Consider the following 23,017-nt stretch of genomic DNA (forward strand, 5'->3'; position numbering starts at 1 on the left):
ATGAAATGTCTTTTTGTAGTTTGTTTATTGATAACCAATATTTTATTTAGTCAGAAGATTGTTTGGAAAGAAGGCGTAAAACTGAACTGGAATAATTTTAAAAGCAACATAAATAATCAACGTGGGACCAATGTTGTTGCGTATACAAACTGCGGTTGGATATATTCTGTGGTAAAATCCTCCAACCCAAAATCTCCTGTCACCATTAAAATTGAAACTATTTTCAACGAAGATAAATCTTGGAAAGATGCCAAAAAGATCAATGACTATATTTTGGGACATGAGCAGAAACATTTTGATATTGCAGAAATATTTGCTCGCAAATTGAGAAAAGAAGTTCAGGAAAAAATAAAGACTTCAGGCGATTTCAATAAAAATTTTCAAGGTATTTATCATCGAATTTCGAATGATTACAAAAGCTTTCAGGTGGTATATGATAAAGATACCAAACATGGTATGAATGAAGCAAAACAAACTGAATATGACCGCACAATCGCCGAAGAATTAGAAAATCTAAAAAGTTATAAAGCCTCTTGAAATTTCTCAATAAAATAATCAACGAATTATTAGCTCAAAATACAGATCTTTCTGCATTTAATATTGTTTTGCCCGGAAAACGTCCTATCGTTTTTATCAGACAAATTTTAGAAGAAAATAATTACTCCGGATTTCTTCCCAACTTTTTTACAATCGAAGAATTAATAGATCAGATAGCAGATAAACAGCCAATTCAGGGGATTTCTGTTTGGCTTTTTGCGTTTGATGTATATAAAAGCCTTAATCTTATTCCTAACGATGATTTTGCCGATTTCTTGAAATGGTTTCCTACGTTGCAAAAGGATTGGGATGATATTTTAAAATTTTCTGAAAGTGATCAGGCAGTTTTACAATATATGTTTGATGAAGAAAGGATCAAAGAATGGGCTCAGGATTTGGGAGAAGATGATGATGTTCCAAGAAAAAAATTCCTTAATTTCTGGAGAAATATGAATGTTTTTCTTCCTGTTTTAAAAGAGAAGCTACAGGAAAAAAATTGGGCAACATCCGGAATGATTCACGAGACAGCTAAATCTAAGATCATTGATTTTGCTAAAAACACGCTTAACAACTTCGTTTTTTGTGGATTTAATGCTTTTACTCCGGTTGAAGAAAAATTAGTAAGAAGTCTTTTGCAGTGGGATAAAGCGCAATGCTTTTTTCAGGCAGACCATTATTATTTTGATGATGAAAGGCAGGAAGCCGGAAAGTTTCTGAGGCATCATAAAACATGGAAAGAATTTAATGACAGCAGAGCTTTTCAATGGATTGAAGATGACTTTAACCAGCCAAAAAATATAAAAGTTTACGAGGTTTCAGGAAATGTAACCCAAACAAAAATTCTTCCTGAAATTTTTAAAGAAATAGAGAATAAAACGTATTCAAATACGGCCGTTGTTTTGTTGGATGAAAACTTGCTTCCTGCAAGTTTAGATGTGATGAACGCTGTTGAAAATCTGAATATTACCATGGGTTTTCCTTTGAAGAATTTATCGTTTTCTAATGCCATAAAACAACTGTTTTATTTGCAGAAACAATTAGAAAAGAATAAATCTTCTTATTACTACCGGGATATTTTTCCTATCCTTGAAGAACTTCCGAAATCTATTGAGGATGAGCAGATTATCATTCAATTTAAATCTAAGATAGAGGAGAGGAATATCGTTTATATTTCAAGAAAGTTATTGCATGAGCTTTTAAGTGAGCTGTCTTATTTTAATTTGCTTGAAAAAGCAAATTCTACGAATGTCTATTTAGATTTGCTTATCGACTTTTGTAAGAAGATTAAGTGGTTGGAAATAGATGATATTCAGTATGAAAACGTTTCTCATTTTGAAAATGCGTTTAGAATTATAAAAAATCAGGTGGCTCCGTATGATTTCCAAATTAAAATGGAAACACTGGAGATTTTGATCAATCAGCACGTGAATACGGAGAGTATTGATTTCCAAGGTGAACCTTTGCGTGGATTACAAATTATGGGACTGTTGGAAACCCGTCTTTTGAATTTTGAAAATGTAATCATGCTTTCTGTGAACGAAGGGAAATTACCTTTAGGGAATTCTCAGAATACGTACATTCCGTTTGATATCAGAAGATTTTTCGACCTTCATACCTTCCTGGAAAATGACAGCATTTATGCCTATCACTTTTATCGATTGATACAGGATGCTCAGAATGTTCATTTGTTATTTAATGCATTAAGTTCAGGAGTAAATACGGGGGAAAAAAGTAGATTTATTACCCAGATTGAAATGGAAAGTTCTCACGATATTGAACACTTAATTATTGAGAATTCTTCCGAGCCTATTACCACTCAGCCTATCGAAATTCCAAAGACTGATATTGTCTTGGAACGTCTTGAGAAATGGAAAGAGAAAGTATCGGCATCACACCTTACAAGCTACCTTTATAATCCTATTGATTTTTATTTGTCAAAGATTCTGAAGACCTCTGAAAGTGACGAAATTGAAGAGGAATTATCCGTTAAAAATTATGGAAATCTGGTTCACTATTCACTTCAAGAAGTTTATGAAGTGTTAAAAGGTAAAGTGTTAAAAGAAAATGATTTACTTCAATCAATTAAAGCGATAGATAAGTATATTGATGTAGCGATAGAAAAGCTTAAACATCAGCCTGAGTTCTATGAAAAAGGAATGAATTTCATTCATAAAGCCATTGCTAAAAAGGTAATTGAAAGTGTTTTAAGAGTGGATCTTGAATTGGTGAAAAGTGGAAATAAATTAGAGATTCTAGATATCGAAAAGAGGTTTGAAAATGTTGATTTTTATTTGGATGAAAATAACACCAACCGAATTTCTTTCTTAGGATTTATTGATAGAATTGACCGCTTGAATGGAACTTTAAGAATCATTGATTACAAGACTGCGAAAATTAAAAACCTAACGGTAAAAATCGACGAAAATAATGTAGACAACTATTTCCTTAACAGCGAAAGAAAACAAGCTTTACAGTTGTGTATTTATCAGTATGTTGTTCAGAATCTACCCGAGTTTTGGGGGCTTCCCATAGAAACGGGAATTTGGAGTTTTGCTGAAGCTAGAAAAGGCGTAGTTTCTTTACAATTTGAGAAGGGAAGTATAGATGACGCGATGAAGTCTATCAGAAGTCTAATTCTAGAGATTTTAGATCCTAATCTTACGTTTATTGAAGATATAAAATCCTATTAAATAAGTCTTGTACGATATTCATTTTAGTATAGATTTTCGTGACAATAAAAAAGAGCCTGATCAATCGATCAGACTCTTTATTTATCAATATTTTTTAATTTCTAGAAAGCGTTAATCCCTGTGATATCCATTCCTGTAATTAATAAATGAACATCGTGAGTTCCTTCGTAAGTGATAACAGATTCTAGGTTGGCAGCGTGTCTCATCATTGGGAATTCTCCCATGATACCCATTCCTCCAAGAATCTGGCGAGATTCTCTTGCGATATCAATAGCCATTTTTACGTTATTTCTTTTTGCCATTGAGATCTGAGCAGGGGTTGCTTTATGGTCATTTTTAAGGTGTCCTAACTGTAAGCAAAGTAATTGAGCTTTAGTTATTTCCGTTAAAAATTCAGCTAATTTTTTCTGTTGTAACTGATAAGATCCAATTGGTTTCCCGAATTGTTTTCTTTCTTTAGAATACTGAACAGCAGTGCAATGACAATCAATTGCTGCACCAATAACTCCCCAAGAAATACCATATCTTGCTGAATTCAAGCAAGAAAGGGGACCTCTCAAACCTGTAACTCCTGGAAGTAGGTTTTCTTTTGGAACTTTTACGTCATTAAATACCAATTCTCCCGTCTTTGAAGCTCTTAAACTCCATTTATTGTGGGTTTCAGGAGTTGTGAAACCTTCCATGTTTCTTTCTACAATGAGTCCCTGAACTTTTCCTTCTTCATTCTTAGCCCAAACAACAGCGATATCGCATAAAGGTGAATTTGTGATCCACATTTTGGCACCATTTAAAAGATAATGATCTCCCATATCTTTAAAATAGGTTTCCATAGATCCCGGATCTGAACCATGATTAGGCTCTGTTAATCCAAAAGAACCAATCATTTCACCAGAAGCTAATTTTGGTAAATATTTTCTTTTTTGTTCTTCGGAACCGAATTCGTTAATAGGAAACATCACCAAAGAACTTTGTACAGAAGCTGCAGAACGAACCGCAGAATCTCCTCTTTCCAATTCCTGCATGATAAGACCATAAGAGATCTGATCTAAGCCTGAACCGCCATACTCAACCGGAATATATGGACCCAACGCTCCAATTTTCCCTAATTCTCTCATCAAACCTGGAATATCTGTATGATCTTGTGCTGCCTTATCAATCTGTGGCATCACAAAACTTTCAACCCAGTCTCTTATTGATTGACGAATCAGTTTATGTTCTTCGGTTAGTAAAGCATCAATTCCATAATAATCAGGAATGCTTGTAAGAGGATAATATGACATGTAATTTAATTTTTCTAAAAATAGCACTTTTCATTATTCCTGAGAAATTTTTTTTAGGTGTTATTTTTACTATGTTTATTAGATTTTTAAATCGATTTTTTAGAAATGAATATTAAACTTCATCTCCTTCATTATTAGAGATAGGGTACTGATTAGTAGGATTGTAAATCCTTGTTTTAAATTTATAAAGATAAGGTGCCTTATTGGCAGAGCCGTCATAAAGTTTCTCTAATCTTTCAAGAATGTTTAAACTTAAAATTTTTCGCTGAAAATTATTTCTCCTGAATTTCTCTCCCAAAATGGTTTCATACAGGGATTGAAGATCTTTCATGGTAAATTTCTCTGGAAGAAGGTTACTTGCGGCTACTTCGGTATTGATATTCATTCTTAAATATTCAAGACCTGTTTCTATCACTCTGTCGTGGTCAAAAGCCATTTGAGGTAATTTATTGACCTCAAACCATTCACAGGTTTCATTAAAAGAGTCTGGGAATGTATTGGCAATAGAAAAATCAATAAGGCTGCAGTATCCTACGGTGATGAATCTCTGGAAGATCCAGTGGTCTTTAGGAACTTCAATTCCTTTATTGTTTAGCAAAATCTGATGTACATTATTTTCTGTACGGTCTATTCTCCCAAAAGTATGGAACTGTTTTAGAAATAAATCTTTAAGATGGGTTCTCTCATATAAGACGCGGGCCGCAGCTTCGCGAAGGTCTTCGTCGTTAAAGACGAATCCACCGGGGAGAGACCACAAATTTAGGTCGTGGTACTTTAATAAAAGCACTTTCAGGATATTATTATGAAAACCAAATATGGTGCAGTCTACAGATATATGTGCTACAAAGTCTTTTGTATCAATTAGTTCCTGAAGTGTTTCTTTGTTTTTTGTGTCTTTGATTTCCATGGGAGTAAAAGTAAAATTATTTTCTAAATATTTTTATTTGCAGCCTTAAAATAAATTAAACTTATCGTAAAAAGCACAGTTACAGCGAGTAAAATATATAAAGGATAAAGGTTTAGGAGCTTTTTTCCAAATAATAATGACATAATAATTGAACTTACTGCACTACCTAGCGATGAAAAAATGACAATAAGGGAGGTAAAGAGGTTCGCTTTTTCTTTATCGATCTTCGCAATCATTTTAGAATTGATCACAGGATACAGTGGTGATAAGAAAAAACCAATAACCGGAAATAAAAATAACAGGGCCATTGAATTGTCTGAATCAAAATATTGCAATCCCAGAATAACAATTAATACCAAAATAATGAATGATAGACATAGAACGTAATATTTTGATAAAGAAAATCTTTTAATAATATTAGCCGTAATAGTTCTTCCTGCATAAGAAAAAAGAGCCAGAAAAGAAGAGGCTTGCAATGCAAAGAAAGAATTGACCTTCAAATGGTTTTTATAAAACGAAGGTAACCATGAGTTGAAGCTTTGCTCTACAAAAACGATACAGAATACAACCCCTAAAAATAACAGAATTATAGGGTTAACTAATTTTGATAATTCTGAAATGATCCCTTGATTACCAGATTGTACAGGTTCTGCAATTTTTATTCTTGAAAATAAAAAAATGGTGATGATTGATAAAAGTGAAATAGATAAAAATCCAAATTTCCAATATTCTGAGAACTGACTCGAAATAAGCCAACCAAATCCTGTATTCACCACAAAAATACCAATCATAAACGTGGCTTCTACATTACTCATAATCTTTGCTAAAGACTTTTCGTCGGAGATATTATTTCTAATGATGCCAAAAACACAAATCTTTCCAATCGCAAAACAAGTTCCGATAATAGCGAACCAAAGTTTATAAAACCAAAATACTTCTACGAAAGGTAAAATAGTTGAACAAATCCCAACAATTGTTAAAGCCAAAATCAATGCTTTTTTAGTCCCGATTTTACTGATAAAATTTACTGCGAAAAGTGAAATAAAGGCAATTGGAAGATCCTTAAAAGACTCTAAAAAACCGAGCTTTTCATAGGTGATTTTTGCCTCCGAAAGTTGCAGTATTACAATGCCCATGCAGTTTAGCACCATAGAGAAAATTAGAAAAGTAAGTTTTAACGGAAGTGAGATTTTGGTGAGCTTGGTATTCATTTCGGGGATTTTTTTCAATTACTTTCTGCAATATTTTATGATTTTTTACATAAAATTTATGCCTTTAAACCCCCAAAAATAAACGAAAAATTAAAATATTTATTAATATAATGTTAATTATTTAAAAAAAAATATATTTTTATTGTCTCAATTTGAGAATTAAAAAACTAACTGTAATATGAATGTAAAAATAACAAGAAGTTTAGGATTGGTTGCTGTCCTCTATTTCACAGCAAATTTCAGTGCTCAGAAGAAGGCAAATGACACCCTTCCGAAAGAGCAAAAAATCGAGGAAGTGGTAATGATTGGTTACGGTACTCAGAAGAAGAGTAATGTGACCGGAGCAATATCAAGTATAAAAGCTTCCGATATTGAAAATTCCCCAACAGCTGGAAGGCCGGAACAAATCATGCAAGGACGAGCTGCTGGTGTTTCGGTAATTTCAAATTCAGGACAACCAGGAACAGCTGCTACAGTACGAGTACGTGGTATTACCAGTTTTGGGGCTGGTGGTAATGATCCTCTTTGGGTAGTTGATGGAATCGTTGTAGATAATATCGGATGGCTAAACCAATCTGATATCGAAGGAATGGAAATTCTTAAAGATGGTGCTTCTGCTGCTATTTACGGAGTTTCTGCTGCAAAAGGTGTTGTTTTGATTACAACGAAGAAAGGAGTTAAAGGAAGAATGAATCTCTCATATAATGGTTTTTTTGGAGTAGGAAGTGCTGCAAAGAAACTAGACCTGTTAAATGGTTCACAATATGCAACAATTATGAATGAGGCATATACTAATGAAGGAAAGACGCCGGTCTTGGGAAATCCTGCATCATATGGAGTTGGAACAGATTGGCAAAAACAGATTTTCAACAGTGCACAACGTCAATCTCATGAATTTAGTATTAGTGGAGGAAATGATAAATCTACTTTTTATTCTTCATTTGGATATTATGATCAGGAGGGTATTGTTTTAAGAGATATTTCCAATTATAAAAGGATTAATGCCAGATTAAACTCTACACATAAAGTATTTGATTTCTTAACAATAGGTCAAACCTTTGCCTATACACATACCAGATCTCAGGGAGTTACTGATAATGGGGAGTTTGGAGGACCATTGAGCTCAGCTATCAATCTTGATCCATTAACACCAGTAGTTGTAACGAATGGTATTAATAATCAACCAAATGCTAGCGATTATATTAATAATCCTAACTATGTAAGAGATCCGAATGGAAACCCTTATGGGATTTCACAATATGTAAGTAAAGAAATGTCTAACCCGTTGGCGTTCAGGCAAACTCAGTTGGGCAGGTATAAGTGGTCGGATGATATTGTAGCAAATGTTTATGCTGATTTGAAGATTAACAAGAATATCAGTTTTAAAACAAGTATGAATGGTAAGCTTTCTTATTGGGGAAATCAAGCCTTTACTCCAACCAACTTTTTGAGCTCGGCTAACAAAAATGATTTTAATAGTTTATTCAGACAAACGGATAAAAAATTTGAATGGAATACTGAAAATACTTTGACTTATCAAAATAAATTTGGATTACATAGCTTAAATATATTATTAGGGCAAGGATATTACGAATATAATATTTCTTCTGGACAAAGTACAACATTTACTAATCTTCCTGTCAATAACTGGCAAGATGCTTCTTTTAATTTTGATATTTCTTCAGAAAATAAAACGGGTAATGCATGGGATGGAAAGCAAACTCACAAAGCTTCTTATTTCGGAAGGGTAGTGTATGATTATGACAGTAGATACCTTTTCACGGGAACTGTTCGTAGGGATGGTTCTTCAAAATTTGGAAGAAATAATCACTGGGGAACTTTTCCGGCAATGTCTTTAGGTTGGAATGTATCTAATGAAAGTTTTTGGCCTGAAAACAAAGTGGTTAACAGTTTTAAATTGAGAGGAGGATATGGAGTATTAGGAAATGATGCTATTGATGATTTTCAATTTGCTAATTTCTTAGTTGCGGGTAGCAATTATACTTTTGGAGATAATATTATCCGTGTTGGGTATGCACCAAGTACTTTAGAGAATCCTGATTTAAAATGGGAAAGAACATCACAGTTCAATATTGCAGCAGACCTTAAGATTTTTAGAAATTTTGATGTAAGCGTTGATGTTTATAGAAAAAAGAGTACTGACATTTTAAGAAGAGTTGAGCTTCCTGGTTATTTAGGATTAACTAAAGACCCATTTAGAAATGTTGGAGATATGAACAATGATGGGATAGAGGTAAGCTTAGGTTACAAAAAAAATTGGGGAGATTTTGGTATTTCTGCCAATGGTAATTTTGGTTATCTGAAAAATGAAATTACAAGACTGGAAGGAAATAAAGAGTATGTTCAATTTGCTGGTTTCCAAACATTGGGTAATGTTTCAAGATTGCAAGTTGGTCAATCATACGGATCTTTTTATGGGTACCAAAATTTAGGAGTTTTCCAGAACCAAGCAGAAATTGATGCGTATAAAAGTGCTAATGGAGCTGTAATTCAGCCTAACGCGAAACCTGGAGATTTTAAAAGATTAGATGCTAACGGAGACGGTAAAATTGATGAAAAAGATTTTGTAAACCTAGGAAATTCAGTTCCCAAATATACATTTGGTTTCACGTTGAATATGAATTATAAAAACTTTGATTTGATGATCTTTGCTCAAGGGCAAGCCGGAAATAAAATTTTCCAGGGTCTGAGAAGATTAGATATTCAGGAAGCTAACTACCAAACTTCTATTTTAGATCGTTGGACTGGTGAAGGAACTTCTAATAGTGTGGCTAGAGTTACAAGAGATGATCCTAATCAAAATTACACTAGAATGTCTGATTATTACCTTCAAAATGGAGATTATTTACGTATAAAATTAGTTCAGATAGGGTATACACTTTCTAAAGATGTTGCAAAAACAATCGGAGCTTCTAAAATCAGATTCTATGTAACAGGAGAAAATTTGGTGACTTTCACCAAATATACAGGGTATGATCCTGAAATTGCTGGAGCAGATACTTTTGGTATAGACAGAGCTTTCTATCCACAAGCAAGAACTTTCCTTTTCGGTGCTAATGTTCAATTTTAATTAAAGAAAAATGAAAAATAAGAGATTTATATATAAAAGTTTATCTGTTTTAATGCTTACAGGTATTGGGTTCGGAGCTATTTCTTGTAGTGATAATAACTTAGAAGATGTTAAAAATACAGGAACTTTTGATACGAGTAATTACTTTCAAAATGAAGAGCAAGCATTTGGTGGGTTGGTAGCTACCTATGATATGTTAAGAAAATATTCTGGAGGATTTGAGAATATGGTGACCTTCTTTAATGGGGCTTCCGATGATTTCTATTCCGGAGGAGGGAATTCTTCAGATGGTGCAGGAATTCAGGGATTCTCCAATTACACAATCAATCCTATTATAATGCCTGCTAGTTACTGGAAAGATTACTATCAGGGAATTGCAAAAGCGAACCTTTTGTTAGAAAGACTGCCGGGTATTGATATGAATGCTCAAAACAAAAAAAGATTTACTGCAGAGGCAAAAGTATTGAGATCGCTGTATTATTTTGAATTGGTAAGGATATTCAAAAATGTACCATTGATTCTAAAAACTTTTAAGTATGATGATGATTATTATAATATTCCTCAGGCAAAACCAGAGGAGGTTTATACACAGATAGAAGCTGATATTATTTCTGCTATTAATGATCTTCCTTTGTCTATTCCAGCTGATAACAAAAGTGAAATAGGTCGACTTACACAAGGTACAGCACGTGCTATTTTAGGAAAGATTTATTTGTATGATAAAAAAAATACAGAAGCTGCTGCTCAATTTGAGCAAGTAAATGGAACACCAGGGGGAACAAGCCAATATGGATATAAATTAGTTACCAATTTTGGTGATTTGTGGAAAGTAGATAACAAATTTACTTCAGAATCAATTCTTGAAGTAATGCATACCAATAAGGGAAATGGTATTTGGGAGAACTGGGGATCTGGTAAAGATGAAGGGAATTCAATAAATGTCATGTTAGGAATTAAATCTTATGGGCGTGTTGCGAGTTTTCCTAATAATGATGCTCCTGATATTTATGCGAGTTGGGGTTTCAATCCAATAACAGATGATTTATTCAATTTCATGCAAGGGGATCCTCGTTTAAATGCTACAATCTTTAATGGTAAAAAATTCAAAGAAGATGGTAAGATTACCTATTCTCCTGGATTTAAAGATACTGGATATTTCTTAAATAAATATTTGCCGAGAAATGCGGATAAAAGTACTCTCCCGGGAGCTACAGAATTAAATTTTCATCAAAATTATATACCTATAAGGTTAGCGGATACCTATTTAATGGAGGCTGAAGCATTAGGAGCTTCAGGTGGAAGAGCTCAGGCATTATTAGATGCAGTAAGAGCAAGAGTAGGATTAGCTTCTGTTCCTGTTTCTATGCAGGCGATTAAAGATGAAAGAAGAAGAGAATTAGCAGGAGAAGGACACAGATGGTTCGACCTCGTAAGATGGGGTGATGCTCCGGCTAAATTAGGACCGAGAGGATTTGTTGCAGGGAAGAATGAGATTTTACCAATTCCATTTAATGAATTAATAAATACGATATTAAAACAAAACCCTGGTTATTAACATATGAAGTTTCACAATTTATATAGTTTCTTTTTAAAAAGTACTACACTGCTGTTTGGCGGTGTGGTACTTTTGCCTTTAAGTTCTTGCAGATCTCATCTGGCAAGTAATGGAAATCAAGTTCAGATCTGGCTTACAAAAGGGGATGAAAGCGTAAGATTGCAGCAACAGACTCCGATTAGTTTTGTAAATAATTCCAACAGTTTTCAAAATATTGACATTGATGATACACAGAAGTTTCAATATATTGATGGTTTCGGATATACATTAACGGGAGGAAGTGTTGAGGTAATTAACCGACTTTCACCATCAAAAAGAAAAGCTTTGCTTAATGAACTTTTCGGGAATGATAAAAATTCTATTTCTATAAGCTACCTAAGATTAAGTATTGGCGCCTCCGATTTGGATAGCCAGGTTTTCTCTTATGATGATTTACCGGAAGGACAAACTGATCCTTCTCTTTCAAAATTTAGTTTAGCGAGAGATAAAGATTTGATTGCGATGTTAAAAGAGATTTTAGCAATCAATCCAAAAATCAAGATCATTTCAGCACCTTGGTCGGCTCCGGTTTGGATGAAAGACAACGGGAAATCAAAAGGAGGAAGTCTAAAACCTGAATTTTACGATGTGTATGCTAAGTATTTCGTTAAGTACATTCAGGAAATGCAGAAAGAAGGAATTACCATTGATGCGGTTACCCCTCAAAATGAACCTTTGCATCCTGGAAACAATCCGAGCTTGTATATGCCTTCAGACCAGCAGAAAGATTTCATTAAGAAAAGTCTAGGTCCGATTTTTAAATCAAATCATATTAAAACTAAAATTGTGGTGTATGATCACAATTGCAACAAGCCTGAATATGTTACCAATATCTTAAGTGATGCTGAAGCGTCTCAATATATAGACGGTTCTGCTTTCCATTTATATGAAGGTGAAATTTCAGCTTTAGGTACTGTTCATGCCGCTTTTCCAAATAAAAATTTGTATTTTACGGAGCAATGGACAGGCGCGAAGGGAACTTTTAATGAAGATTTAAATTGGCATACCAAAAACGTGATCATCGGTTCTATGAGAAACTGGAGTAAAATTGCTCTGGAGTGGAACGTAGCCAATGATACACAATATAAACCTCACACAGACGGAGGTTGTACAGAATGCAAAGGGGCAATTACGGTTTCAGACAGCGAAAACTTTACCAGAAACGTTGCCTATTACATCATTGCTCATGCCTCAAAATTTATTCCTGCTGATTCACGAAGGATCGCTTCTACACAAACCGACAATCTTGCTACTGCAGCTTTTATGACGCCTGCAGGAAAGAGAATTTTGGTTGTACAGAACGGAGCAAAAAATGAAGAAACATTTAATATAAAATATAACGGAAAAACAGCAACAGTTACCCTTTCAGGAAATTCGGTTGCGACCTACGTTTTTTAAAAAAGAACAGACATGAAGAAGAAATATCTTGTATTATTACTCGTAGCACTCGGTGTGGGTGCTTCTGCACAGAAATCGATAGACCAAAGAGTTTCAGAGATCTTATCTAAAATGACTTTAGAAGAAAAAGTAGGTCAGTTGGTTCAATACAGTGGTTTCGAATATGCAACAGGTCCTCAAAACTCCAATTCTGCCAGTGTTTTAGATGAAATAAAAAAAGGTAAAGTAGGTTCTATGCTGAATGTAGCAGGAGCTGAGGAAACACGTTCTTTTCAAAAATTAGCACTACAATCCAGGTTAAAAATTCCGTTGTTGTTTGGTCAGGATGTTATTCACGGATACCGAACAACTTTCCCTATCAATTTAGGTCAGGCAGCAAGCTGGGATTTAAATTTAATTGAAAAATCTGAAAGAATTGCCGCGATAGAAGCTTCAGCTTACGGTATTCACTGGACATTTGCACCGATGGTTGATATTGCTAGAGATCCAAGATGGGGTAGAGTGATGGAAGGTTCAGGAGAAGATACCTATTTGGGAACGCAGATTGGATTGGCAAGAATCAAAGGTTTTCAGGGAAAAGGGTTGGGGAATCTTGATGCCATCATGGCTTGTGCAAAGCATTTTGCGGCATACGGAGCAGCGGTTGGCGGAAGAGATTACAATTCGGTAGATATGAGTTTAAGACAACTTCATGAAACCTATTTACCACCTTTCAAAGCAGCTTCAGAAGCGGGAGTAGCTACGTTTATGAATTCTTTTAATGATATTAATGGAATTCCTGCAACGGCTAACAAATACATTTTAAGAGATCTTTTAAAAGGGAAATGGAATTACCAAGGTTTTGTGGTTTCAGACTGGGGAAGTATTGGCGAAATGGTTCCTCACGGTTACGCAAAAGACAACAAAGAAGCGGCTGAAAAAGCAATTATTGCCGGAAGCGATATGGATATGGAAAGCCGTGCCTACATGGCTGAACTTCCAAAATTGGTTCAGGAAGGAAAGGTTGATCCAAAGTTGATTGATGATGCGGCAAGAAGAATTTTGGTTAAAAAGTTCGAGATGGGATTATTTGATGATCCTTACAGATTCAGCAACGAAAAAAGACAGAAAGAACAATTAAACAATCAGGATAATAGAAAATTCGGAAGAGAATTTGGTTCAAAAAGTGTGGTATTGTTAAAAAATCAGACTCAGCTTTTACCACTTTCAAAATCAACGAAAACAGTTGCTTTAATCGGACCTTTCGGAAAAGAAACAACAGCCAATCATGGTTTTTGGTCAGTTCCTTTTAAAGATGATAGCCAAAGAATTATTTCTCAGTTTGACGGAATTAAAAATCAATTAGATAAAAATTCAACCTTATTATATGCAAAAGGGGCTAATGCTGATGATCAGGACAGATCAATGTTTGCAGAAGCGGTAGAAACGGCAAAAAAAGCAGATGTTGTTATTATGACATTGGGTGAAGGTCACGCCATGAGCGGTGAGGCGAAAAGCAGAAGTAATCTACATTTTTCAGGAGTTCAGGAAGATCTTTTAAAAGAAATTGCTAAAACCGGAAAACCGATTATTTTAATGATCAACGCAGGAAGACCTTTGGTTTTTGATTGGGCTGCAGATAACATTCCTACCATTGTTTACACTTGGTGGTTGGGAACAGAAGCTGGAAATTCTATTGCTGATGTTCTTTTCGGAACGGTAAACCCTGGTGGAAAATTACCAATGACATTCCCAAGAACAGAAGGACAGGTTCCCATTTATTACAATCATTACAACACGGGGAGACCTGCAAAAAATAATACAGACAGAAACTATGTTTCAGCTTATATCGATTTAGATAATGACCCGAAATTTCCATTTGGTTATGGGTTGAGTTATACTCAATTTAAATATGCTGATATGAAGTTAAGTTCAACAAATCTTACAGGAAATCAGACACTAAATATCAGTGTGAATGTTTCTAACACCGGAAATTATGATGGGGAAGAAGTGGTACAGTTATATATCAGAGACCTGTTCGGAAAAGTGGTAAGACCTGTGAAAGAATTGAAAAGCTTCCAAAAAGTATTCATCAAAAAAGGAGAAAGTAAAACGGTAAACTTTACTTTGACTCCGGAAAATTTGAAATTCTATGATGATGAATTAAATTACGATTGGGAAGCAGGAGAATTTGATATTATGGTAGGAACGAACTCTAAGGATGTTCAGACAAAAAGGATCAACTGGTCAAAATAAATATAGTAGTTTACAAAACTGAGAGCGGGATAAAACCCGCTTTTGGTGGTAAAAGGCATTAAGTATTAATGAATTTAAATGTGGCGCTTGTCATTGACTTCGTCGAATCTTCGATTTCTGAAAGAATCTAAATAATTTTTGTAGAGATGCTTCCAGTATGACAAACTTTGAGAATAAATCCCGCGTTTGTCATTCAGAGCGAAACGAAGTGGAGCGTGGAATCTATTCAATTATAATAGAGATTCTTCGTTCTTCAGAATGATAAGCTTTGAGAATATTCTTAATGGAAGAATTTTTAACGCAAAGATTAAATATTGAAACTACAAATTTTAGGGAGCAAAGACTTAATTAATGAAATTAATTTTATGAAGCTAGCTTAATCAGCGACTTGTCGCAATTCTTTGCTCCCTTAAAATTATATTTATTTAAATAAATCTTTGCGTTAAAAAATAACGGGATTAAACATTAAACTCAACACTTTGAACATGAAACTTCAGAATATCATTACCATTTTAGTCGGCGGAACTTTAGCTTTTTCTGTTTCAAACTGTGCTTCCAATAAGCCGGATTCCAACAGAAAACTGATCTGGAATGATGAATTTAATGGAAAAGGTTTACCCGATGCTACCAAATGGAATTATGATGTAGGAGGCGATGGTTATGGAAATGATGAAGCTCAGTTTTATACCAAAGGCCGTTTGGAAAATGCCAGAGTTGAAAACGGAAATTTAGTCATTGAAGCCAAAAAAGAAAATTGGGAAAAGAGCCAATATACATCTGCAAGACTTTTAACAAAGGGAAAGTTTTCCTTTCAATATGGAACGGTTGAGGTTCGTGCAAAACTTCCAAAAGGCAGAGGAACCTGGCCTGCCATCTGGATGATGAGCGAGAATATGAAGAAATGGCCGGATGATGGGGAGTTGGATATTATGGAACATGTAGGTTTTAACCAAGGCTATGTTCATGCTTCCGTTCACACGAAAAAGTACAATCATAAAATCGGAACGCAAAAAACCGATACGTTGATGGTGAAAGATGTAAGCGAAAAATTCCATGTGTATAAAGCAGATTGGACCCCTGAAAAGATTGATGTTTATATTGATGATCAAAAGTTTTTCACCTATGAAAATAAAGAGAAAACCTATGAGGCATGGCCTTTTGATCAGCCATATTTTATCATTTTAAATCTGGCAGTCGGTGGTTTTTGGGGTGGAAAAGAAGGAATTGATGATTCTATTTTTCCTCAGAAATATTACATTGATTATGTACGGGTTTATCAAAATAAATAATGAAGGGAGAGTGATTTTCTCTCCATAAAATAGAAAGAAATTATGAAGAAACTAGTAGTAAGTTGTTTTGTAGTAGGTGCTTTTTTTAATGCAAATGCTCAGAATTACTGGAAAAAGAATGCAGGAAAAACAGCGAAAGTAATTTTCACCAATTCTAAAACCAACGAAAAGATGGTGGATAAAGGAATGGTGAAATTCGAAAAAATGGATCAACCAAAAGAAACAGATGCCTGTGTTTTTGTTGACCCTGATTTTAAATATCAAAAACTAATAGGAATCGGAGGTGCTATTACCGATGCATCCGCTGAAACTTTTTATAAAATGCCTAAAAATAAGCAGAAAGAAATTCTTGATGCCTATTATGGGAAAAATGGATTGGGATATACGGTTGTTCGTACCAATATGAACTCTTGTGACTTCTCAAGCGATTCTTATACGTATGTTACAGAGAATGACAATTCTTTAAAATCATTCAATGTTGCGCATGACGAAAAGTATAAAATTCCAATGATTAAAGCTGCTCAAAATGCTATTGGAAAAGATTTTACCTTCTATTTTTCTCCTTGGAGCCCACCGGCTTGGATGAAATCTAATAAAAGTATGTTGAAAGGAGGTAGATTGGAAAATGCATTCTATCAAACTTGGGCAGATTATTATGTGAAATTCATTAAAGAATACGAAAAAAGAGGAATTAATGTTTGGGGGCTGACCGTTCAAAACGAACCGATGGCAACGCAGAGTTGGGAATCTTGTATTTATACCGCTGAAGAAGAAGGGGAGTTCCTTAAAAATAATTTGGGACCAACCCTTTGGAAAAACGGATTCAAAGATAAAAAAGTAATGATCTGGGATCACAACAGAGATTTGATCTATCAAAGAGCAACCACAACGTTAAGCGATCCTGAGACTTCAAAATACGCTGCAGGAATCGGTTATCATTGGTATGAAACATGGAATAACAAAACACAACTTTTCGATAATTTAATTGAAACGCAAAGAGCTTTTCCTGATAAGTTTTTAGCATTTACGGAAGGTTGCAAAGAGCAATTTGATCTATCTAAAATCTATGATGTAAGCTTAGGTGAATTGTACGGGAAAAACATGATCAACGATTTCAACAAAGGAATGGCTTTATGGACAGACTGGAATGTTCTTCTAGACGAAACGGGTGGACCAAACCATGTTGGAAATTTCTGTTTTGCACCAATCATTGCAGATACAAAAACTGGGGAAGTTCATTATACGTATGAATACTATTATGTAGGTCATGTCTCCAAATTCATTAAGCCCAATGCGCAAAGAATCGGAAGTTCATCAAACAGAGCTGCTTTAACGTCTACCACTTTCATGAATGAAAATGGACAGCTAGTTACCGTTATTATGAATGACTCAGAGAACGACATCGATGCCAATCTGTGGATCGAAGGAATGTCTGCAAAGCTTTCTGCACCGGCACACTCAATACAGACCGTAATTTTATAACCTTCATATTAATATTTTTAATTAGAATCGGCGGGCTCAAAGAGCCCGCCGATTTGAGTTTATATCTTTTCTTTTCCAACCAACTTCAGTAAAAAAGCATCTGTTATATAATACGACAAGTTCTGTCGCATTAGGTAATTATCTTTGCATTAATAAAGAAAAAGAAACAACAACTTGCAGGTTAATTATTTTTAACAATCCTCAATTGGGTGAATTAAAATTATTATTTTTGCATCGCTTAAAACTAACAATCAAAAGAGAACAATATATGAGAAAATTCTATATAGGTGCACTTTTTCTATGTGCGGTCGGCTACTCTGCTCAAGAGATAGTTTGGCAAAAAGATATTAAATCCAATACTCAGGATTTTCTAAGTCAGGTCACCACAACAATCGATGGACAGTATTTAATTACGGGTAGTTCAATTCAATCTAAAAAACTTTCTACAGATAGCAAACAAAATAACGGCTACGATTTTCACTTGGTCAAGCTTAACCAGCAAGGCGAACAAGCTTGGGAAAAATATTTTGCAGGAAGTAATCATGATTTCCTTTCAGCAACGGTTGCTACTCAAGAAGGAGGATTTCTTTTAGCAGGAACTTCTTATTCGGGAAAAGGTTTGGACAAGAAAGACGATTCTAAAGGAGGTTCAGATTTATGGTTAATAAGGCTTAATGAATTTGGAGACGAATTATGGCAAAAAACTTTAGGTACATCAGCCGATGAAGAAGCCAGAGCAGTAATTCAAACGACGGATTTAGGATTCTTTGTAGCTGGAAATGTGCAAAATTCAGAGAAAGGGTATGGATCCAAAGATATTTTAATTATAAAACTGGATAAAAGTGGAAAAGAATTGTCCCAATCTATTTTTGGAGGAAAAGGATTAGATGAAGTAGAGAAAATGATTCCTACCCGAGACGGAGGTGCTTTGCTTGGGATTTATTCTAGAAGTGGTATCAATGGTTCAAAGAAAACTGAAAACTTTGGCGAAGGAGATTATTGGATTATCAAACTTAACAAGGAAGGAAAAGTGGAGTGGGAAAAGAACTTTGGAGGAAAAGGCGATGATCATTTGAGAACATTGGCTTTAACATCAACAGGATTTATTATCGGTGGTGAATCTAGATCTGAAAGATCAGGAAATAAAACCCTTGGAATTGAAGAAGGTACAGATCTGTGGCTGATTTCGCTCAATGAAAAAGGAGAAGAAATCTGGCAGAAATCCTACAATATTGGAAACCGAGATGTTTTAATGGGGATGAGTGTTTTGCATGGTTCAGATGATAAAACATCAAAAGGTATTTTACTAGGCGGCTACACTCAGGCTGAAGGCAGAATACAAACTGATGATGAAACGTTTTGGATGCTGTATTTGGATCAAAATGGAAATAAACAATGGAGAAAACATGTTAAGGGAGAATCCTCAAAAAGAGAAGAAAGGTTATCTGATATTAAGCTCAACAGAGACGGTTCTATCATTTTAGCAGGAACCAGTGCTGAAGAGCTTGGCAAAGAAAACTGGAAGATAGTCAAACTTGGAGATAAACAGATTGACCAATTGATTGTAAAACAAGATATCAAGATTTATCCAAATCCTGTATCGGATTATGCGTATGTGGAAATTGGTTTTGATTTCAAAGAAGCCGATATCCTTTTGTACGACATGTCGGGAAGAGAACTTCAAAGTTTGAAAACCAAAAATAAGGTAACCAAGATCAATACTCAGAATTTGATTCAGGGAGCTTATTTGATTACGATTAAGACCGATACGAATAAAACAGCTAATGCTAAATTAATTAAGAAATAAAACTAATTTTCATGAAGAAAAATACGATAGCTGTAATTTTATTACTAGCTTCTTTAAATACATCTTTTTTTGCTCAATCTTCGCCAGGAGGTGATTCTCCTAAGAGCTATGTTGGAGATATTAATCAAATGTTTCCTGCTGCCCCAACTTCCAATAACTTAATGAAATTTGAGGAAGTTCCTGTGAGTTATTATACGGGAGTTCCTGATGTGAGTATTCCACTGGTGAGTATTCCTACCAGTAATTCAAAAGTAATCATTGGTGCTCAATTAAAATACCACCCATTGAATGCAAAGTCTGATGATAGGTCTGGAGAGACAGGACTAGGATGGAGTTTAATAGCGGGCGGAACAATATCAAGAACAATAAGAGGCGGGGGAGTAGATGAGAAAAATACTACTATTGCATTTTCAACCCCTGCTAAAGTAAGATTTGGGATATATAATGAACTTTATAATCCGACTGGCAAGCTGATGAGAAATGAAGCTTACGATGAGAATGAATATAGATATGTTTCGGGATTGGGAAGATATGATAGTGAATATGACCTCTATCAGTATAATTTTATGGGACAGTCAGGAAGATTTTATATAGCAAAAGACGCAACTGGAAATTTTAAAGTAGAAAAATTGGACAAAAATAATCTCCAGATTATTTGTACTCCCGATACTCAGGGAACTGTTGATTTGTTTACAATTATTGATGACAAAGGAATACGCTATACTTTCAGCCCGATGGAAAAGTCTCAAAAATCTGTTTTGATAACTAAAACGGGGCTTGTTAACTTACAGACAAGTATTGATTCAAATCTTGAAACAGATAACTATTGGTCTTCTTTCCACCTAACAAAGATTGAAGATCAAAATAATAATATATTGGCAATATTTAAGTATGAACAATCGTCTGTAGTCAAATTCCAAGAAGCTCCTACAATAACCAATAGGTTGGCAAAAGATGTTTATTATTATAATACAGCTTCTAACACTAGTGGGGGATTAGATAATCCTGACGGAAGTATGCCAGGTGCTATCGAATCTCAGACTGTTAATAATAATACACTTACAAAGCTTCTTACGAGCATAGAAGTAGTGGGAAAAGGGACTATTTATTTTATTTATGAAAAAGGCAGACAGGATACTAATTATTGGGAGGCTACAGAACTGTATAAATTAAAGTCTGTTCAGACGAATACTATTGGGCAGAGTGTGTCACAGTATACCGATAAATATGTACTTGATTATGAGTATACCAATACTACTTATGAGCAAAGTAATATTCAGACGAAAACTGATAAGAAAATGGTATTGACTAAAGTAACCAAAGTGTCCCCAAATAATCAGAATCAGGAATATAACATGGAATACTATGCATCAGCAGGAATACTTCTTCAGAAAGATAAGTGGGGTTATTATAAAGGTGATGGAAGTGGTATAAAAACAGATGTCCTCAAATCGTTATCTTATCCTACAAAAGGAAAATCGGTTTTCGACTTTGGGCCGAATGATTATAGTTATTATCATGCTGGAGGGACAATGCAACAAGTAGAGGGACATATGGAAAGCCGTAATAATTCGTTTTTCATTAGTTTCGGACAGTTTAGTAATATATTTAAGCAACCCTTTTTTACTTTAAATTCGCCGCAATATGTGAAGCTTCATTTAATGCTGGGAAATCTGATTTATTATAATTGGAATTTTAAAATTTATAAAAAAAATAGCGATAATACTTTTGAACAGGTTTATAATGCCGGAAACGGAAGCCAGACTTGTAACAGGCCACAACCTCCCAAATGTATGGTATCAGGTATTGATGAAGGTGGAGAGATTCATTCGGAATATTACTATGATGTATATTTTGAACCTGGAGTTTATTATGCTTCATTAGGAGGAGATTATTCAATCTCAATTCCTGGTAATACGAATGATGGATTTGAAGCTGCAACAAAAGAAGATGTTTTTGTTGATGAAAAGATTCGCTCCGGAGGAGGTATGAGGATTAATAATATTAGCTATTATGAAAATTCCAATTCAAGTATTGCTTCAAAAACTTATGCTTATGATTATAAGAATATTGATAACCTTGAACGAAGCAGTGGGGGGCTTGTATTTCCTGAGCCTGTTACTAATTTTGGAGAAAGTTATGCGTTTAGAAATAAAGTTCAGTATCCTACCATCATATACAATGCTAATTTTGATGTTACAACCAATTATAATATCCTTCCTGTACAGAAAACCCAAGGCTCAGATGTAGGATACAAATATATAACCGTAAAACAGATTGTTAAGGACACTAATAATAATATTTTAGATAATGGTAAAACGGTTTATAAATTCAGATCTCCACTAGATTATCCTAATACATCTTCGATATCTCTCCAACTGCCTGTACGCCCTGTTCCCAATGAAGATTACCTAAGAGGGCAGTTAATCTCAGAAAAGAAATATAACTCGGCAGGGCAAATCCTGTCAGAAACCAATACAGATTATATAACTACAGAATTTGAAAAAAATGATGGGGTAAAACTGATTGATAACTTTTATAGTTCTATGATCTCGCAATATTTTTCTTATACTTCCTATCAACACGCTCTTACCTATACAGGACAAGGGATTACTTTAACAACCCCTTTTAAGAATTTCGAAAAATTCGGTGTCACCTTACCAACCGAGAAGCGTGAAACCTCTTATTTCTACAAGAACGGAGTTCAGAGCTCAGTAAGTTCAACCACGAATACAGCTTATAACACGGAAGATTATCCTATCAATGTTACTCAAAGTATTCTAGGAGGCGACACCTATGTTTCAGGGTACAAATATGCCAAGGAAAAAGCAAATCAAAGACTAATCACCGCCAACATGCTTGCAATTCCATTGGAAACAGAATCTAAAAAGAACGGGCAAACCTTGTCAAAAACAGAAACAAAATACGATAATGTAGCCAATCTGTTTCCAAGTTCTGTCATATCTTCTGATCTTCAAAACAGTACTCCTTATACAGAAGTAACCTATGAAAAATATGATATAAAAGGGAACTTGCAGCAATACAAAACCAAAGACGGAACTTCAGTATCAATCGTTTGGGGGTATAACAATACCCAGCCCATTGCTAAAATAGAAGGGATTACGTATGACGCATTGGTTCAGGCAGCCGGATCTCAGTTATCAGCAGCGATTGCCGCTTCAGATACAGATGCTTCAGCAGAAGCGGGAGTAAACGAAGATACTTTACTCTCTAAACTAAATGATCTTAGAATGGGTATCAACGGATTTGGACCTATTACGACTTACACGTATGATCCGCTTATCGGCGTGCGAAGTATTACCCAACCATCAGAAGTTCAGGAACTTTATTTGTACGATTCAGCCAACAGATTAAAGGAGATCAAGCAGAAAGAAGTAAGTGCAACCAATGTTGTGTCGTATAAGACTGTAAAAGAATTTGAGTACCACTACAAAAACTAACAAATCGTGAAAAAAACAATACTACCCATTATATT

Annotated in this window: 13 protein-coding genes; 10 read left to right on the forward strand and 3 right to left on the reverse strand. The window is 34.7% G+C overall.

The features are described from left to right. Both BUB80_RS20095 and BUB80_RS20100 read left to right on the forward strand, forming a co-directional pair. The gene (locus BUB80_RS20095; RefSeq protein ID WP_073296929.1) at nucleotides 1–537 is read left to right on the forward strand and encodes a DUF922 domain-containing protein; all 537 of its coding nucleotides are present in this window, start codon (nucleotides 1–3) and stop codon (nucleotides 535–537) included. Next, a complete protein-coding gene (locus BUB80_RS20100; RefSeq protein ID WP_073296932.1) occupies nucleotides 534–3,227 on the forward strand; it encodes a PD-(D/E)XK nuclease family protein in 2,694 nt (897 codons plus the stop codon). Before BUB80_RS20095 ends, BUB80_RS20100 begins: the two co-directional genes overlap by 4 nt. 101 nt (nucleotides 3,228–3,328) lie before the next feature. Here BUB80_RS20100 and BUB80_RS20105 read toward each other — a convergent pair whose 3' ends face one another. The 3 genes from BUB80_RS20105 to BUB80_RS20115 form a co-directional block, all read right to left on the reverse strand. Beyond that, nucleotides 3,329–4,507: an acyl-CoA dehydrogenase family protein gene (locus BUB80_RS20105; RefSeq protein ID WP_073296935.1), complete on the reverse strand. Its 1,179-nt coding sequence runs from the start codon at nucleotides 4,505–4,507 to the stop codon at nucleotides 3,329–3,331. Nucleotides 4,508–4,619: 112 nt separating this feature from the next. Beyond that, entirely contained in the window at nucleotides 4,620–5,414 is a 795-nt protein-coding gene (locus tag BUB80_RS20110) for an NUDIX hydrolase (protein WP_073296938.1), read from the reverse strand. A 23-nt stretch (nucleotides 5,415–5,437) separates the two neighbouring features. Then, nucleotides 5,438–6,625, reverse strand: a complete 1,188-nt coding sequence (locus tag BUB80_RS20115) for an MFS transporter (RefSeq protein WP_073296941.1) — start codon at nucleotides 6,623–6,625, stop codon at nucleotides 5,438–5,440. Nucleotides 6,626–6,803: 178 nt separating this feature from the next. Between BUB80_RS20115 and BUB80_RS20120 the strand changes: the two genes are divergently transcribed. The 8 genes from BUB80_RS20120 to BUB80_RS20155 all read left to right on the forward strand — a co-directional run bounded on the left by BUB80_RS20120 (nucleotide 6,804) and on the right by BUB80_RS20155 (nucleotide 22,982). After that, a complete protein-coding gene (locus tag BUB80_RS20120; RefSeq protein WP_073296944.1) occupies nucleotides 6,804–9,716 on the forward strand; it encodes a SusC/RagA family TonB-linked outer membrane protein in 2,913 nt (970 codons plus the stop codon). 10 nt (nucleotides 9,717–9,726) lie between these two features. Next, nucleotides 9,727–11,271, forward strand: coding sequence for a RagB/SusD family nutrient uptake outer membrane protein (locus BUB80_RS20125; protein WP_073296947.1), 1,545 nt, complete (start codon nucleotides 9,727–9,729; stop codon nucleotides 11,269–11,271). Between the two features lie 3 nt (nucleotides 11,272–11,274). Beyond that, the gene (locus BUB80_RS20130) at nucleotides 11,275–12,708 is read left to right on the forward strand and encodes a glycoside hydrolase family 30 protein (protein WP_073296950.1); all 1,434 of its coding nucleotides are present in this window, start codon (nucleotides 11,275–11,277) and stop codon (nucleotides 12,706–12,708) included. Nucleotides 12,709–12,720: 12 nt separating this feature from the next. Then, nucleotides 12,721–14,943: a beta-glucosidase BglX gene (gene bglX / locus BUB80_RS20135; protein ID WP_073296953.1), complete on the forward strand. Its 2,223-nt coding sequence runs from the start codon at nucleotides 12,721–12,723 to the stop codon at nucleotides 14,941–14,943. Between the two features lie 485 nt (nucleotides 14,944–15,428). After that, complete coding sequence (locus tag BUB80_RS20140) at nucleotides 15,429–16,232, forward strand: glycoside hydrolase family 16 protein (RefSeq protein ID WP_073296956.1); 804 nt, start codon at nucleotides 15,429–15,431, stop codon at nucleotides 16,230–16,232. 42 nt (nucleotides 16,233–16,274) lie between these two features. After that, nucleotides 16,275–17,714 carry a glycoside hydrolase family 30 protein gene (locus tag BUB80_RS20145; RefSeq protein WP_073296959.1) on the forward strand — a complete coding sequence of 480 codons (1,440 nt, stop codon included), beginning with the start codon at nucleotides 16,275–16,277 and terminating at the stop codon, nucleotides 17,712–17,714. 268 nt (nucleotides 17,715–17,982) lie between these two features. Next, complete coding sequence (locus BUB80_RS20150; RefSeq protein ID WP_073296962.1) at nucleotides 17,983–19,521, forward strand: T9SS type A sorting domain-containing protein; 1,539 nt, start codon at nucleotides 17,983–17,985, stop codon at nucleotides 19,519–19,521. A gap of 11 nt (nucleotides 19,522–19,532) precedes the next feature. Continuing rightward, nucleotides 19,533–22,982, forward strand: a complete 3,450-nt coding sequence (locus BUB80_RS20155) for a hypothetical protein (protein WP_073296965.1) — start codon at nucleotides 19,533–19,535, stop codon at nucleotides 22,980–22,982. Nucleotides 22,983–23,017 lie beyond the last annotated feature (35 nt).

The organism is Chryseobacterium polytrichastri, assembly GCF_900142445.1.
In the GTDB taxonomy this organism is placed as follows: domain Bacteria; phylum Bacteroidota; class Bacteroidia; order Flavobacteriales; family Weeksellaceae; genus Chryseobacterium; species Chryseobacterium polytrichastri.